Raw genomic sequence first — 15,910 nt, 5'->3', positions numbered from 1 at the left:
GACGCGGTCATAGCAGATCACGCGGCGTGGCGATCGCCTTGGGCAGGCTGATCAGCATGCGGGTGCCGCGACCGTCGTGGATCGGACTGGCGGCGGCGATCCGGCCGCCCATGGCGTCGACGAACCCCTTGGCGATAGCCAGGCCCAGCCCCGCACCCTGGTGGCGGTCGCTGGGCTCCTCCATGCGGCGGAACTTGTCGAAGATCCGCTCCAGCTCGGCCGGCGGAACGCCCCTGCCCTCGTCCTCGACGCTGATCACGACATTGCCGCGATCCTCATAGACCGCCAGCTCGATCCGGCTACCGTCGCCGCTGTAGGTGATGGCGTTTTCCAGAATGTTGACGACCACTTGCTCGAGCAGGCTGGCGTCCGCTTGGACCAGGGTCAGAGTAGTCGGATAGTCGCGCGTCAGAGTCCGCTCGCCCAGGCGGCGGGTGACCCGCTCGGCCGCCGCGTTCAGCACATCGCGGACGTCGGTCCAGTCACTGCGCAGCTTCAGTCCACCGCCTTCCAGGCGGGTCATGTCCAGCAGGTTGGCGACGTAGCGGCTGAGGCGCTCGGCCTCCTCGCGGATGCTGAGCAGCAGGTCGTCGCGAACGGCCTTCTGCATCTTGTCGCCGTAGTCCAGCAGCGTGGTCGAGGCGCCTAGCACCGTCGACAGCGGCGTGCGCAGGTCGTGGCTGACCGAGTTCATGAGAGCCGAGCGGAAGCGGTCGGCGCGGCGCAGGGTCTCGGTCTCCAGGGCTTCGGAGGCCAGCTGCGAGCGCTCCAGCGCCACGGCGCCCTGTTCCAGCAGGGCCAGGACCAAGCGCTCCAGGTCCGAGCCGGGCGGCGCGGCGCCGGCCTCGACGCCGGCCACGCCGGTGCGGGCGCGCACGCCCTCCAGCGGCCAGAAGGTCCAGCGGGCCTGTGGCAGGGTGCCGGTGCCGAAGCCGGCCGCCTCGCCCTTCTCCCAGGCCCAGCGGGCGGCGGCCATCTGGGCGGCGTCCAGCGGCTCCAGGCTGGGCGAGCCGGCCGCGGACGCGATCTCCTCGCCCTGCGGCAGGAACACCATCGACCGCCCGCCGGCCGCGGCGGCGACCTGCTCGGCCAGGGCGCGGGCGACGGCGTCTCTGCCCGTGGCCGCCGAAAGCGTCCGACTGGCGGCCAGCAAGGTGGCGACGGCGGCGGCGCGGCGCTGCGAGCCCAGGGCCTGGTCGCGGACACGGCCCGCGAGACCGCCCGACGCCAAGGCCACGGCCCAGAAGACGACCAGGGTGATAAAGTCGGTCGGCGCACCGATCGCCAGGCTGTAGCGCGGCGCCAGGAACAAGTAGTTGTAGACGAGAAAGGCCACGGTCGCCGCCGCCAGGGCGGGCCTCAGACCATGCAGCACGCCGGCCGCCAGCACCGCGGCCAGGAAGATCATCCCCAGGTCGACGCGGTCGAAGGCGACGTCCAGGCCCCAGGCGGTCAGCGTCGCGGCCGCCACGAACAGCGCCCCGACCGCATAGCCTTGCCAGCTTCCCAGATTCAGCGACCGCGTCGGCTTGGGCTCACGCTCGGGGGCGGCCTCGGTGACCACGTGCACCGCCACGCCCCGCGCCTCGCGCAGCAGGGCCGCCGCCAGCGAACGGCCGAGGATTTCGCGCCAGCGGCTCTCGATCGACTTGCCGATGACGATCTGGGTGACGTTGCTGCGGCGAGCATAGGCCATCACGGTCGCGACCATGTCGCCGCCGGTCAGGCCCACGGTCGTGCCGCCTAGCTGTTCCGCCAGGCGATAGGCTTCGCGCAGGCGGGTGGCGCTGCCCTCCCCGGCCGCCGGCCGGTCGGTGCGCTCGACGTGGGCGACGATCCACGGGGCGTCCATCATCATGTCCGACAGCCGCCGGCCCGCGCGGACCAGGGCCCCGGCCATGGCGTCGCCACTGACCAGGACGAGGATCCGCTCGCCCGCCGCCCAGGGCCCCTCGACACCCTTCTCCCGCATCGCGGCGACGAGCTGGTCATCCACCGTCTGGGCCGCGCGGCGCAGGGCCAGCTCGCGCAGGGCCGTCAGGTTCTCGACCTTGAAGAAGTTCTCCGAGGCCAGGCGCGCGGTCTCGGGCACATAGACCTTGCCGGCCGCCATCCGCTCGCGCAGCTCGTCGGGCGTGATGTCCACCAGCTCGATGGCGTCGGCGCGCGACAGGGCGCTGTCGGGCACGGTCTCGCGCTGGCGCACGCCGGTGATGCGCTGGATGACGTCGACCAGGCTCTCCAGGTGCTGGACGTTCAGAGTAGTCCAGACGTCGACGCCAGCGGCCAGCAACTCCTCGACATCCTGCCAGCGCTTGGGATGGCGCGAGCCGATGGCGTTGGAGTGGGCGTATTCGTCGACCAGCAGAATCTTGGGCTTGCGCTCGAGCGCCGCGTCGATGTCGAACTCCATCTGCACGCGGCCGCGATGCTCGATCGGCTTGCGCGGCAGGACCTCCATGCCGCGCAGCAGGCTCTCGGTCTCGCGGCGGCCGTGCGTCTCGACCACGCCGATCAGGACATCGACGCCCTCGGCCTTGCGGCGGCGGGCGGCGCGCAGCATCTCGTAGGTCTTGCCCACGCCGGGCGCCATGCCCAGAAACACCTTGAGGCGCCCCCGGCGCGCCTTGTTGGCGGCGGCCAGGAGCGCCTCTGGGTCAGGACGGTAAGGTTCGTCCGCCGGCAACTACCCGCCCTTCTGGAAGCGAGCGTCGAGCGCCCGGTTCAGCGCCAGCACGTTGACACGCGGCTGGCCGATGAAGCCCAGCAACGGCTGGTCCGTATACTGTTCGATCGTGGCCAACACGGCCTTCTCAGGCACGCCGCGCGCCTTGGCCACGCGGGGCGCCTGGAAGCGGGCATTGGCCGGCGAGATCTCGGGGTCCAGGCCCGAGCCCGAGGTCGTCACCGCGTCGGCCGGGATGGCCACGCCGGGGTTCTCGGCGCGCAGAGCAGCGGCGTCGGTCTTCTCACGCTCGATCAGCTTGTCGTTCATCGGACCCATGTTCGAGCCGCTGGAGGCGCCGGCGTCATAGCCATTGCCGGCGGCGGACGGGCGACCGTGGAAGTATTCCGGCTTGGCGAAGACCTGGCCGATCAGGGCCGAGCCGACGATCTGGCCTTTGGCGTCCTTGATCAGACTGCCGCCGGCCTGGGCCGGGAACGCCGCGTTGGCGACGCCGGTGACGGCCAGCGGATAGGCCACGCCCAGCAGCGCGGTGAAGAGGCCCATCGAGACCAGAGCGGGACGAAGATGCGAAAGCATGGCTTTGAACTCCCTTCTAGAACACGGCCTTCAGCGACGCCACGGCGCGCGCGCCATAGATCTTGCCGAAGCCATGTTCGTCGGTGTCGTGATAGCGAAGGTCGAGCGAGAGCTTGTCGTTGATGGCGTAGACCGCCCCGACGTTCCAGGTCGCGTAGTCGCCCGAGCCCTTGTAGGTCTGGCGGCCGACGGCGGCCGAAACCGACAGCTTGTCGACGACCGGATAGCTGCCGTTCAGCTCGTAATAGACGGCCTCGTCGGCGGCGCCGAAGCTGTCGGGGCTGTAGTAGACCGCAGCGCCCAGGCCGCCCTTGCCCGCCGGGACCGAAACTGCGGCCTTGAACTCGACATTGCCGTAGTCGGCGCCCTTCGGCGCACCGAGATAGCCGTAATAGATCACGCCGAGATCCAGCGAGACCGCGCCGACGGTGGGCTTGTAGCCGGCATAGAGGTCGACCTCGGCGTCGGTCTTGTCACCGAAGTCGACGTTCGAGGCCCAGGTCCCGGCGTAGAACTTGCCGGCGCTCAGGTCGACGCCGCCAAACAGCTGCGGGTCTTCCTGGGTCTGGGAAACGCCGCGGAACACGTAGTCCGAGGCGAGGCCGAGGTTGTAGCTCAGCTTCGGCCCGTCCTGGGCCTGGGCGACGCCAGCAGACAGGGCCAGAACCGAGACGGCGGCGAAAATGCGGGAAGTCATTGGAGTTCTTTCAGAGGAAGAGTTCGGCGGAGAAAGCCGCCAGGAAGACGAGCCCGATCGCCTCGACGCCGAAGGCGAAGTCCTTGGCGATCGGGCGGAGCATCAGGCCAGCCCCAGGGCCGAGACGATCATGTCGATCAGCTTGATGCCGACGAACGGGGCCAGCAGGCCGCCGATGCCGTAGAGCGTCAGGTTGCGCGACAGGAGCTTGCCGGCGCCGATGGCGCGGTACTTCACACCCTTCAGGGCCAGCGGGATCAGGGCGACGATCACCAGGGCGTTGAAGATCACCGCCGACAGGATCGCGCTCTGCGGGCTGTGCAGGTGCATGACGTTCAGCGCGCCCAAGGCCGGCAGCGAGGCCACGAACATCGCCGGGATGATGGCGAAGTACTTGGCCACGTCGTTGGCGATCGAGAAGGTCGTCAGGGCGCCGCGGGTGATCAGCATCTGCTTGCCGACCTCGACGATCTCGATGACCTTGGTCGGGTCGCTGTCCAGGTCGACCATGTTGCCGGCCTCGCGAGCGGCTTGAGCGCCGGTCTGCATGGCCACACCGACATCGGCCTGAGCCAGGGCCGGCGCATCGTTGGCGCCGTCGCCGCACATGGCGACCAGGCGGCCCTTGCCCTGCTCTTCCCGGATCAAGCGCAGCTTGTCCTCGGGCGTGGCCTCGGCCAGGAAGTCGTCGACGCCGGCTTCCGAGGCGATGGCGGCGGCGGTCACCGGGTTGTCGCCGGTGATCATCACCGTGCGCAGACCCATGCGACGCAGGTCGGCGAAGCGCTCCTTCACGCCGGGCTTCACGACGTCCTTCAGGTGGATGACGCCGACCAGGACGCCGTCCTCGCTGACGGCCAGCGGCGTGCCGCCCGAGCGGGCGATACGGTCCACCGCGCCGGTCAGCTCGACCGCGACGCTCTTGGGTTCCAGCGCCAGCGAGCGGTAGACAGCGTCCACCGCGCCCTTGCGCCAACTCCGGCCGTCATGATCCAGGCCCGACTGGCGGGTCTGAGCCGTGAACGGGATCGCCGTAGCGCCGGCCGGTTGCTCGACCGACAGGCCCTGGTTGCGGGCCAGTTCGATGATCGAGCGGCCTTCCGGGGTCTCGTCGGCCAGCGAGGCCATGAGAGCCGCGCGCATGGCCGCCTCCGGACGCACGCCCGGGGCCGGGATCACTTCGGTGGCCATACGGTTGCCGAAGGTGATGGTGCCCGTCTTGTCCAGCAGCAGGGTGTCGACGTCGCCGGCGGCTTCCACGGCGCGGCCAGAGGTGGCCAGGACGTTGACCTTCAGCAGGCGGTCCATGCCGGCAATGCCGACGGCCGACAGCAGGCCGCCGATGGTCGTCGGGATCAGCGTAATGAACAGCGCGCCCAGCACCAGAGGATCCAGCACCACGCCCGAGAACTTGCCCAGGCCCAGCAGGGTCACGACCGCGATTAGGAAGATCAGGGTCAGACCGGCCAGCAGCACGGCCAGGGCGATCTCGTTCGGCGTCTTGCGACGGTCCGCGCCCTCGACCATGGCGATCATGCGGTCCAGGAAGGTGTTGCCGGCCTCGGCCGTGACACGGATCTTCAGCCAGTCGGAGACGATGGTGGTGCCGCCGGTGACGGCCGAGCGGTCGCCGCCGCTTTCGCGGATCACCGGCGCGCTTTCGCCGGTGATGGCCGCCTCGTTGACGCTGGCCATGCCCTCGATGATCTCGCCATCGGTCGGGATCACGTCGCCGGCCTCGACCAGGATCACCTCCCCGACGCCAAGCTTGTGGGCCGGGGTCGGGACATAGGTCCCGGTCTTGTCGTCGACGATCAGCTTGGCCTTGGTGGTCACGCGGGTGGCGCGCAGGCTGTCGGCCGCCGCCTTGCCGCGCCCTTCGGCGACGCTTTCGGCCAGGTTGGCGAACAGCACGGTGGCCCACAGCCAGATCGAGACCTGGATGGCGAAGCCCGCCGCCTGGTGGTTGGCCACGGCCGCGACCGCCGAGACGGTCGACAGCAGGGCCACGATCCAGGTGGCGAAGATCACCGGATTGCCCGTCAGCTTGCGCGGATCGAGCTTGAGGAAGGAATCCTTGGCCGCGCGGGCCAGGACCGGGCCGGAAAGACCGCCGGCGCGGATGTTTATAGCGCTCATAGGATCACCACTCAGCGAAGGGCCGCGACCGCGCCGAGCGCTTGGAAGTGCTCGACGATCGGTCCCAGCGCCATCGCGGGGAAGAATTGCAGGCCGCCCAGGATCAGGATCACCCCGACCAGGAGGCCGACGAACAGACCGCCGTCGGTCGGCAGGGTGCCGGCGGTCGGGGCGAGCTTGGGCTTGGCGGCCAGGGCGCCGGCGATGGCCAGGACGGCCACGATCGGCAGGAAGCGGCCCATGGCCATGGCGATCGCCAGGGTGACGTTCCACCAGGGCGCGTTGGCGGTCAGGCCCGCGAAGGCCGAGCCGTTATTGGCGGTGCCGGAGACGTAGGCGTAGAGGATCTCCGACAGGCCGTGAGGCCCAGCGTGCATCAAGCCCTTCAGCGCCTCGGGCAGGACGGCGGCCAGCGCCGAGAAGCCCAGCATCGACAGCGGGATGACGATCACGGCCAGGATCGAGAACTGGATCTCGCGGGCCTCGATCTTCTTGCCCAGATACTCAGGCGTGCGGCCGACCATCAGGCCGGCGACGAACACCGACAGCAGGGCCATGACGACCATGATGGCGATGCCCGAGCCGATACCGCCCGGCAGGATCTCGCCCAGCTGCATCAGGAACATCGCGATGCCGCCGCCCAAAGGCATCAGGCTGGAATGCATGCCGTTGACCGAGCCGTTGGAGGCGCCGGTGGTCATGGCGGCCCAGGCGGCGGTGGCGGGCGCGCCGAAGCGGACCTCCTTGCCTTCCATATTGACCGACGTGTCGACCTTGGCGGCGACCTGAGCCGGCGACGGTTGCGTCTCGGTGGCGTAGATGCCCGCCGCGCCAGCGAACAGCAGCACGAAGGCGGCGATAACCAGGGCGCGGACGTCCTTCTTGGCCATGACCATGCGGCCGAAGGCGAAGAAGGCGGCCCAGCCCAGCACGTTGATCGAGATCGCCGTGATCAAGTTGGTCAGCGGCGTCGGGTTCTCGAACGGGTGGGCCGAGTTGGCGTTGAAGATGCCGCCGCCGTTGATGCCCAGCATCTTGATGGCTTCCTGCGAAGCCACCGCGTAGAGCGAGATCTTCTGGTCGGCGCCTTCCAGGGTGTGGGCGGTGACGCCGGCCGACAGGCTCTGGGGCAGACCCAAGGCGACCAGGACGACGGCCACAACGAACGACACCGGCAGCAGCACATAGAGCGTTGTGCGGATCAGATCGGCCCAGAAGTTGCCAACGCCCTCGCCACGATTGGCCAGAAAGGCCCGCGCCAGGGCTGCCGCCACGGTCGCGCCGGTGGCGGCCGAGACGAAGTTCTGCACGGTCAGCACGACCATCTGGCTGAGCGTCGACATGGTCGTCTCGCCCGCATAGCTCTGCCAGTTGGTGTTCGTGACGAAGCTAATCGCCGTATTGAAGGACAGGTGGCCCGACAGGCCGGGGAAACCCTGCGGGTTCATCGGCAAAACGCCCTGCAGGCGCAGGACCACGTAGACGAAGAAGAACCCAACCAGGTTGAAGGCCAGCAGCGCCAGGGCATAGGCATGCCAGCTCTGGCTCTTCTTCGGGTCGACGCCGCAGGTGGTATAGAAAAGGGCCTCGACGGGACGCATCACCGGGTCGAGGAACGTCCGCTCGCCATTCCAGACGCGCGACATGAAAACGCCCAGCGGCCAACCGATGGCGACCGCCAGGCTCAGGGTCAGGGCGATTTCCGCCCATCCTTGCCAGTTCATTTGAGGAAATCCGTCAGAACTTGTCGGGTCGCATCATCGCGGCGACCATGTAGCCGGCGACCACGATGGCCCCGGCCGCCCACAGCAGGTTCACGAGCATGGTCACACGCGCCTCAGCGCGGCGACGAATGCGCCGAACAGGGCGAACAGGCCCAAGGCCAGCGCCCCATAGAGAAGATCAGCCATTGCGGCCTCCTTTGGTGTTGGAGAGCAAAGACCACTTCTGAGCGTAAGGGCTCTATGTCGAAGCTGAGCCGCCACATAAGGGCGGCGTAAAGATCGCGCCTAGGCGGCGACGCGGGCATCCAGCTTGGCCAGCTTGGCCAGTATGCGATCGAGCGTGGAGCGCTTCACCGGCTTGCCGTCGCGCAGCTTGGTCCAGGTCGTCTCGCTGATCGCGTAGCAGTCGAACAGGTGCTCACGCGTTACGGCAGGCAGCCGCGCACGCAAGCTCAGGAAAACTTCTCGGGAGATGGTGACGGTTTCAGCCATGGGAGGTCTGGTCAGTGACGCACGGGAGGTGACTTCTACCGCGTCCCTATGACGGTGTTGTTGGACGAGCTTATTTCAACCCTGTTACGTACAGACAGGTTTTCGACAAACTTGGGCGAACTTGCGGTTAAGGCAGACATTTCCCGCCTGTTCCAAGGCATACAGCCTCGCTTGGGAAACTCCGCAACGGCCGCGAAGTTGCCTAGAGCGTGAAGCGCAGGCCGTCATAGGCCGCCTCGACGCCGGGCGGCAGCCGCTGGGTCAGGGCGTTGTAGTCCAGGTCGATATGCAGGTTGGTCAGGATGGCCCGGCGTGGCTTGGCCTTGGCGATCCATTCCAGGGCGAGCTCGACATGGGCGTGGGTCGGGTGCGGCGTCCAGCGCAGGGCGTCGACGATCCAGACATCGAGATCCGCCAGATCCGCCCAGCTGCCGTCCGGAATGGCGCGAACGTCCGGTGTATAGGCCACGCCGCCGAAGCGGTAGCCGACCGCGCGGATCTCGCCGTGGTCGACGTCGAAGGTGTGAACCGGGATCGTCCCGCTGGGGCCCTCGATGGCGAAGTCCTCGCCCAGCGGCGGGATCAGGCGCGGTTCCAGGATGGCCGGATAGCCGCCGCGGGTCTTGAAGATGTACTCGAACCGGGTCAGCAGGCCGTCGTGCGTGGCCTGGTCCATGAAGGTCGGGATGCGCTGGCGCTGGTTGAGGAAGAACGGCCGCAGGTCGTCGATGCCGTGGGCCTGGTCGGCGTGATCGTGGGTGAACAGCGCCGCGTCGACGCGCTTCACGCCCGCCGCGGCGGTCTGGAGGCGCAGGTCGGGCGAGGTGTCGACGACGACCGTGGTCTCGTTCGAGGCCCCCTGCCCCATACCTACTTCTTGGAGCCGGCGCACCAGCAGTGAGCAGCGCGAGCGATGGTTCTTGGGCTCCGCCGGATCACAATCGCCCCAGTTGCCGTCGGCGCGGGGCACGCCGCCGGACGAGCCGGAGCCCAGGATCGTGAACTCCAGCGGTCCGGTCATGGACGAGGGATCCGGTCGAACAGGTTGAAGAAGGCGTCCTCGGTCCGCTGTTCGGTGTCGGCCCGGCTCCAGCCGCGAATCTCGGCCAGCTTGTCGTAGATATGGGGCAGATATGACGGCTCGTTGCGGCGGCCGCGCATCGGCACGGGGGCCAGGTACGGACAGTCAGTCTCGACGATGATCTTGTCGGCCGGCATGTCGCGGATGACTTCCCGTACGTCCTCGGCGGCCTTGAAGGTGGCGATGCCCGAGACCGAGAACCAGGCGCCCAGGGCCATGGCGCGGGCGGCCAGCGCGGGACCACTGGTGTAGCAGTGCATCAGGATCCTGAACGGCCCGGCCGCGTGCTCCTCCTCGAGGATCTGGCCCATGACGTCGTCGGCCTCACGGGTGTGGACCACCAGCGGCAGGCCGCTTTCGCGGGCCGCGATGCAGTGCTGGCGGAATACGGCCGCCTGCACGTCGCGCGGCGACAGGTCGTAGTGGAAGTCCAGACCGCACTCGCCGATGCCGATGACGCGCGGGCGCTGGGCCAGCTCGACCAGGCGGGCGGCGGTCAGCTCCGGATCTTCCTTGGACTCGTGCGGGTGGGTGCCGACCGTGCACCAGATGTCCGGCTCGGCCATGGCGATGGCATGCACGGCCTCGAAGGACGAGACCTTGTCGCAGATGGTGACCATCAGGGCGATGCCAGCCTCTCGGGCGCGGGCGATGACGGCGTCCTTGTCCTCGGCGAACTGGGGCGCGTGCAGATTCACGTGGCTGTCGATGAGCATGCCGCTCAAATCGCCGTCTTGGCCGCCGCGCGCAAGTCCGAGATGACGCTCCAGAAGGCGTCAGCGCGATCCAGGTTCACCGCCTCGACCTCGGCGGGCACGTTGGAGAGCCGCTCCCAGACGGTCGCCCAGCGGTCCAGGCCCGGCGATTGCTTGCCGTCGGCGGCCACCTGGGTGGCGAAGATCCGCACCTGGTCGGCCAGGCGCTCCATCAGCAATTCGAAGCGCGCCATGCCCTCCGCGCCCCGGAAGGTGTCGGCCATGGCCAGCAGCGCGCCCTCGTCGATCTTGGGCAGGCCGCGCAGGATGTCGTTGGCCGCGTCGTCCATTTCGAGGGCCTTGGCGGCGGCCAGTTGCAGGGCCTTGCCCGGCGCGCCGTGGGCCATGCGGGCCAGGCGCTCGGCGTCGCGGCCGGAGACATCGGCCATGCGCTCGACCATCTCGGCGGCGGCGGGCACGCCCGGCGCGGGCACCATCAGGCGTCGGCAGCGCGAGCGGATGGTCGGCAGCAGCTTTCCGGGCGCGTGGCTGATCAGAAAGATCACCCCGCGCGCCGGCGGCTCCTCCAGCGTCTTCAGCACGGCGTTGGCGGCGTTGACGTTCAGGTCGTCGGCGGCGTCGATGATCGCCACGCGATAGGGCGAGACGGCGGGCGTGGTCGAGAAGAACTCTGGCAGCTGACGAGCCTCGTCGACCGGGATCGACTTGCGGGCCTTGCCGTCGTCGGTCAGGCGTTCCAGCACCATCAGGTCGGGATGCGAACGGGCGGCGACCTGGCGGCTGACCACGTCGGACGGCGCCGCGCCCAGCAGGCCCATCGACGGATCGGGCCGTGCCCCCAGCAGGCGGCGGGCCATGCGGTAGGCCAGGGTGGCCTTGCCCACGCCCTCGGGACCGGTCAGCAGCCAGGCATGGTGCAGCCGGCCGCGCTCCAGGGCGTCGATGAACGCGGCCTCGGCGGCGGACTGGCCGTCCAGCTGGTAGACGTCGCGAGGATGGGCCGGGGCCGCCATCAGAGATCCAGCCGCTCTGCGACCGCCTCGGCGATCGCGGCGGTCACCGCGTCGATCTCGGCATCCGCGTCGATGACGACGCAGCGCTCGGGCTGCTGGCGGGCGATCTCCAGATAGCCAGCGCGCAGGCGTTGGTGGAAGTCGAGCCCCTTGGACTCAAATCGCGCCGCGCCGCCACGGGCCTCGGCGCGTTGCAGGCCGACCTCGGCCGGCAGGTCCAGGATCAGGGTCAGCGTCGGGATCGTGCCGTTCAGTATATGCTCTTCCAGCGAAGCAATCAGGCTGGCCGGCGCGTCGCCGCCCGCGCCCTGATAGGCCCGGGTGGAATCGGCGAAGCGGTCGCACAGCACGACCTTGCCCTGCGCCAGGCCCGGACGGATCACCCGCTCTACGTGATCGCGGCGGGCGGCGTACATCAGCAGGGTCTCGGTGACTGGCGACCAGCGGTCGGCCGCACCATTGACCAGCAGCTCGCGGATCGCCTCGGCGCCCGTGCTGCCACCCGGCTCGCGGGTGACGACGACGTCATGGCCAGCGGCCTGCAGCCGCTCGGCGAGACGGCGGATCTGAGTGGACTTCCCAGCCCCCTCCCCGCCTTCGAAACTGATGAAATAACCCTGGCTCACCGGTCTCCATTCGACCGGTTTCCCAACCTTGTCTAGGGGGCCTTGTCTAGGGCTTCAGGATGGTGGCGCCCTGATAGCCCAGCGACTCCACACGATCGCGCAGGCTCCAGGCCGAGCCCTCGTCCTGGCCAGCGGCCACGGTGACGCGATACAGCGTGCCGCTGGCGCGCTCGATGGTGTCGATCGCGGCCTGGCCGGCCCCGGAGAGCTGGCGCACGGCCTTCTCGGCATTCTCACGGCTGGAGAACGAGCCGGCCTGGACGCGATAGGCCGACTTGGCCGAGGCGTAGACCCGATCGGGCGGATTGATTTGCGGGGCCGACTGCATGATCGGGGCGCGAGTCGAGCTCCAGTCGGGTTCAGGCTCGCCACGCGACGGAATGACCTGCACGCGCTGCGTCGGTTCCTTGATGTCGTCGAAGCTGCGCGGTCCGGAACGCACCGGAGGCGGCGGAGGCGTCGCGGCCCTCGCGTACTGGCGCGGCGGGTCGAAGACGCTCTTGGACGCCGGACCGATATATTTCACCCGCACCCGGGCCACACCCTGGCGGCGATAGCCCAGCTGCTCGGCAGCGGCCTTGGACAGGTCGATGACGCGGTCGCCGACGAACGGCCCGCGGTCATTGACCCGTACGATCATCTTCTGGCCGGTGTCCAGGTTGGTCACCTCAACCAGGCTGGGCAGCGGCAGGGTCTTATGGGCCGCCGACGGGATGTCCATGTCGAAGAGTTCGCCATTGGCGGTGCGGCGGTTGTGGAACTGCTCGCCGTACCACGAGCCGACGCCCACGACGTTGTAGTCGGGGTCGGCCTTCGGATAGTACCAGATGCCATTGATCTGATAGGGCTTTTCGGTGCCGCGCAGCGCCTTGCCGTCACGGCCGACCGTCGAGCCCGCGCGTGGCGCCGAGCCGCGCGTGGTGTCGTTGCGGGCCGCGACCGTATAGCCGGACTTGCCGGTCTGGTACTTGGGCGTCGCGCAGGCGGCCAGGCTCGCGGCCGCCATGGCCAGAAGGCCGATGGTGCGCAAGTTCCGCCAGACCTCATGAATACGCTGGTTCATTCCGCTCGTCGTCCAGAGGGGCGACACCCCTTCCGAGCCCACATCGTCACTCGTTTGTTTTGAAGTCTGGTTAAGGGCGGATCGCGCTGATATAGCCGCCTGCTCCGGGCAGGTGGCCGAGTGGTTTAAGGCAGCGGTCTTGAAAACCGCCGTAGGTGAAAGTCTACCGTGGGTTCGAATCCCACCCTGCCCGCCAAGACCTCAAACTCTCGAAAAACCCTTTCAGGACAAGCATGTCGGCGATCTCCACCGCGCTCTATGGCCAGGCCGATCATGACTTGGCGCCGTCCGCGCCGGACGCTGTCCAGCTGTCGCCCTTCATCGTCGGCTCGACCGATCTGGCCTCGGTTCCGGACGAATCCTTTACCGCCGTGACCGTCCGCGCCCCTGCCGGGGCGGTGGAGCGACGATTTGTCCTCGCCCAAGCGTTGAGAATTCTCGCGCCCGGCGGCCGCCTGACGGCCTTCGCGCCGAAGGATCGCGGCGGCCTGCGCATGAAGAAGGAACTCCAGGCCCTGGGCTGCGAGGTCGGCGAGAGCGCCCGCCGCCACAACCGCATCTGCCTGGTCGTCCGTCCGGCCGAGATCACCGGCCTGAAGGAAGCGCTCGCCTCGGGCGCGCCGCGCCGGATCAGCGACGACGGCCTCTGGACCCAGCCCGGCGTGTTCAGCTGGGACCGCCTGGACGCCGGCACCAACGCCCTGCTCCAGGTCCTGCCGCCGTTCGCCGGCGTGGGCGCGGACTTCGGGGCGGGCATCGGCATCCTGGCGCTGAACGTCCTGGCCTCGCCCAAGGTGACCAAGCTCACCCTAGTCGAGCTCGACCATCGCGCGGTCGAGGTCTCCAAGCGCAACGTCACCGATCCGCGCGCCGACTTCGTCTGGGGCGACGTACGCCAGGCCGAGCTGAAGGATCTGGACTTCATCGTCAGCAACCCGCCGTTCCACGAGGGCGGCGGCGAGGACAAGACGCTGGGCCAGGCCTTCATCACCTCGGCCGCCGCAGCGCTGCGCAAAGGCGGAACCTTCTGGATCGTGGCGAACCGCCACCTGCCCTATGAGGCGATCCTGGGCGAGAGCTTCGCCAAGGTCCGACTGGTCGGCGAAGGTAGCGGCTACAAGGTCTTCGAGGCCCGCAAGTAATGGCCAAGGCGCTGATGGCCCGGCTGGACCGTCTGCTGGCCAATCTGGGCTATGGCAGCCGCAAGGACGTCCAGGCCCTGATCGCCGCCGGCAAGGTCGTTCTGGACGGCAAGATCCTGAAGGACTCCGGCGCCCGCATCGCCGTCGACGCCACCCTGCCCGAACGCATGACCATTCGCGGCGTCGCCGTCGATCCGCCCGCGCCGCTGGTGCTGCTGATGCACAAGCCGCTGGGCGTGACCTGCTCGCACAAGGAAGACGGCCAGAAGATCTACGACCTGCTGCCGCGTCGCTGGCAGATCCGGGATCCGGGCCTGTCCACGGTCGGCCGGCTCGACAAGGAGACTAGCGGTCTCATCCTGATCACCGACGACGGTGACTTCCTGCACCGGGTGATCTCGCCCAAGCGCCATGTGCCAAAGACCTATCTGGCGACCCTGGACCGGCCGCTGACCGGTGCGGAGGGCGAGGTCTTCGCCGCCGGGACGCTGATGCTGGACGGCGAGGAAAAGCCGCTTCTCCCGGCGCAGCTGGACGTCTTCGACGCCAAGACCGCGCGGCTGACGATCACCGAGGGTCGCTACCATCAGGTGCGCCGCATGTTCGCGGCCGTCGGCAATCACGTAGTCACCCTGCACCGTGAACGGATCGGCGGCCTGGGCCTGCCCGTCGGCCTGGAGCCTGGCCAGTATCGCATCCTGCCGGCCGCCGAGGCCGAAGGCGTGTTCGATGTCTGAAGACACCATTGGGCCGATCCTGGTCGATGCGCGCGGCCACCACTGCCCGGTCCCGACCCTGAAGCTGCGCAAGGCTCACGAGGCCGCCGCGCCGGGCGCTGAACTGGTTCTGCTGGCCACCGACCCGATGGCGCGCATCGACGTGCCGCACTTCGCCGGTCAGATCGGCGCGCAGGTGCTCGACATCGCCGACCAGGACGGCGGCGTTATCCGTTTTCGACTTCGGAAGGCGCCTTAAGCGGGATCGCACGCGGCCCTTCCAGCAAGGCTCGGGGGCGTTCGTCCAAGGCGATCTCGACCTCGGTGGCCAGGGCGCCGCCGAAGAAGATGGCGTTCACGCTCCACGACAGCCAGATGAGAAAGATGATCACGGCCGAGATCGAGCCGTAGGTCGCGCCCAGGTGGACGATCTTCTCGACATAGAAGGCGCTGGCCCACGACATGAACACGCACAACGCCGCCGCGGCCGCGCCGCCAGCGATCGAAGCGCGCCAGCCGACCACTTCGCGGGACATGGCGTAGCGATAGACCAGGCTCATGCCGACCACGATGCCGAAGCTGGCCCAGGTCCATTCCGACTGGATCCACGACACGCCGGCCAGTGGTCGCAGGTCCAGGGCCGTGCCCAGCAGGCGCAGGGTCAGGAAGATGCCCGACATCACGAACAGCAGGCCGAACGCGGCGATCAGCACGAACAGCGCCATCAGGTTGAACCCGACGAAGCCGCGCTGGTCCTCTTCGTCATGGATGAACGACAGACCCGCCAGCAGCGCCTTGAAGCCGCGATGGGCGGCATAGGCGCCGACGATCAACACGACGGCACTCTGCAGGGAAATCGTCTGTCCCGGCGCGTGGGCCAGGCGCGAGAACTCGTCCTGGAACATCGAGCGGGCGCCGGAGGGAATCAGCTCGGCCAGCCGGTTGGCCTGATGGGCAGCGCTCTCGGGCGTCAGGAAGAAGCTGTACAGGCCGATCAGAATCGCCAGGCCCGGGAACACGGCCAGCAGAGCGAAAAACGAGACGCCGCCGACGTACAGCATGACGTCGCGGCCCCACAAACGGGACAAAGCTAGGCCCAGAACACGCAGGATTTCGCGGGCCCAGTGCGTCGGATCGAGATCGAGGTCGCGCCAGCGAATGGGATGCTGTGGGTCTTGCATCCGGCGGACCATGGCGACGTGGGGTCCCAGAGTCAAAGACGCGCCGCTTGGGAAA

The 15,910-nt window shown here is 68.5% G+C and carries 15 protein-coding genes and 1 tRNA gene; 4 read left to right on the top strand and 12 right to left on the bottom strand.

Features of this window, described 5'->3' with window-relative positions; translation table 11 throughout:
• Positions 1 to 7: 7 nt before the first annotated feature.
• The 11 genes from AC1RR5_RS25140 to AC1RR5_RS25090 form a co-directional block, all read right to left on the bottom strand.
• A complete protein-coding gene (locus AC1RR5_RS25140) occupies positions 8 to 2,686 on the bottom strand; it encodes an ATP-binding protein (protein WP_492926208.1) in 2,679 nt (892 codons plus the stop codon).
• Positions 2,687 to 3,265: a potassium-transporting ATPase subunit KdpC gene (kdpC, locus tag AC1RR5_RS25135; protein ID WP_492926206.1), complete on the bottom strand. Its 579-nt coding sequence runs from the start codon at positions 3,263 to 3,265 to the stop codon at positions 2,687 to 2,689. It abuts the gene before it with no gap.
• A 16-nt stretch (positions 3,266 to 3,281) separates the two neighbouring features.
• Complete coding sequence (locus AC1RR5_RS25130; protein WP_492926204.1) at positions 3,282 to 3,962, bottom strand: TorF family putative porin; 681 nt, start codon at positions 3,960 to 3,962, stop codon at positions 3,282 to 3,284.
• A 102-nt stretch (positions 3,963 to 4,064) separates the two neighbouring features.
• On the bottom strand, positions 4,065 to 6,101 hold the full coding sequence (gene kdpB / locus AC1RR5_RS25125; RefSeq protein WP_492926202.1) for a potassium-transporting ATPase subunit KdpB: 2,037 nt from the start codon (positions 6,099 to 6,101) through the stop codon (positions 4,065 to 4,067).
• Between the two features lie 11 nt (positions 6,102 to 6,112).
• Positions 6,113 to 7,825: a potassium-transporting ATPase subunit KdpA gene (gene kdpA / locus AC1RR5_RS25120; protein ID WP_492926200.1), complete on the bottom strand. Its 1,713-nt coding sequence runs from the start codon at positions 7,823 to 7,825 to the stop codon at positions 6,113 to 6,115.
• Between the two features lie 285 nt (positions 7,826 to 8,110).
• Positions 8,111 to 8,317 (bottom strand): hypothetical protein, encoded by a 207-nt coding sequence (locus AC1RR5_RS25115; RefSeq protein ID WP_492926198.1) that lies wholly within the window; start codon positions 8,315 to 8,317, stop codon positions 8,111 to 8,113.
• 202 nt (positions 8,318 to 8,519) lie between these two features.
• The gene (locus AC1RR5_RS25110; protein WP_492926196.1) at positions 8,520 to 9,338 is read right to left on the bottom strand and encodes an MBL fold metallo-hydrolase; all 819 of its coding nucleotides are present in this window, start codon (positions 9,336 to 9,338) and stop codon (positions 8,520 to 8,522) included.
• Complete coding sequence (locus AC1RR5_RS25105) at positions 9,335 to 10,123, bottom strand: TatD family hydrolase (protein WP_492926194.1); 789 nt, start codon at positions 10,121 to 10,123, stop codon at positions 9,335 to 9,337. The genes AC1RR5_RS25110 and AC1RR5_RS25105 overlap by 4 nt, the downstream gene beginning before the upstream one ends.
• Positions 10,120 to 11,130, bottom strand: a complete 1,011-nt coding sequence (locus tag AC1RR5_RS25100) for a DNA polymerase III subunit delta' (protein WP_492926330.1) — start codon at positions 11,128 to 11,130, stop codon at positions 10,120 to 10,122. The genes AC1RR5_RS25105 and AC1RR5_RS25100 overlap by 4 nt, the downstream gene beginning before the upstream one ends.
• The gene (gene tmk, locus AC1RR5_RS25095) at positions 11,127 to 11,753 is read right to left on the bottom strand and encodes a dTMP kinase (RefSeq protein ID WP_492926192.1); all 627 of its coding nucleotides are present in this window, start codon (positions 11,751 to 11,753) and stop codon (positions 11,127 to 11,129) included. The genes AC1RR5_RS25100 and tmk overlap by 4 nt, the downstream gene beginning before the upstream one ends.
• A 46-nt stretch (positions 11,754 to 11,799) precedes the next feature.
• Positions 11,800 to 12,816: a septal ring lytic transglycosylase RlpA family protein gene (locus AC1RR5_RS25090; protein ID WP_492926190.1), complete on the bottom strand. Its 1,017-nt coding sequence runs from the start codon at positions 12,814 to 12,816 to the stop codon at positions 11,800 to 11,802.
• Between the two features lie 106 nt (positions 12,817 to 12,922).
• Here AC1RR5_RS25090 and AC1RR5_RS25085 point away from each other — a divergent pair.
• The 4 genes from AC1RR5_RS25085 to AC1RR5_RS25070 all read left to right on the top strand — a co-directional run bounded on the left by AC1RR5_RS25085 (position 12,923) and on the right by AC1RR5_RS25070 (position 14,933).
• A tRNA-Ser gene (locus AC1RR5_RS25085) sits at positions 12,923 to 13,012 on the top strand.
• Between the two features lie 37 nt (positions 13,013 to 13,049).
• Entirely contained in the window at positions 13,050 to 13,958 is a 909-nt protein-coding gene (locus AC1RR5_RS25080) for a class I SAM-dependent methyltransferase (RefSeq protein ID WP_492926188.1), read from the top strand.
• Positions 13,958 to 14,695 (top strand): pseudouridine synthase, encoded by a 738-nt coding sequence (locus AC1RR5_RS25075; RefSeq protein ID WP_492926186.1) that lies wholly within the window; start codon positions 13,958 to 13,960, stop codon positions 14,693 to 14,695. The genes AC1RR5_RS25080 and AC1RR5_RS25075 overlap by 1 nt, the downstream gene beginning before the upstream one ends.
• A complete protein-coding gene (locus tag AC1RR5_RS25070; protein WP_492926184.1) occupies positions 14,688 to 14,933 on the top strand; it encodes a sulfurtransferase TusA family protein in 246 nt (81 codons plus the stop codon). Before AC1RR5_RS25075 ends, AC1RR5_RS25070 begins: the two co-directional genes overlap by 8 nt.
• Here the strand turns inward: AC1RR5_RS25070 and AC1RR5_RS25065 are convergent.
• Positions 14,902 to 15,867: a YihY/virulence factor BrkB family protein gene (locus AC1RR5_RS25065; protein WP_492926328.1), complete on the bottom strand. Its 966-nt coding sequence runs from the start codon at positions 15,865 to 15,867 to the stop codon at positions 14,902 to 14,904. The genes AC1RR5_RS25070 and AC1RR5_RS25065 overlap by 32 nt on opposite strands.
• Positions 15,868 to 15,910: the final 43 nt, after the last annotated feature.

This window comes from Caulobacter sp. GW821-FHT11E11 (genome assembly GCF_058808315.1).
This window is presented reverse-complemented; position numbering and strand designations above follow the sequence as displayed.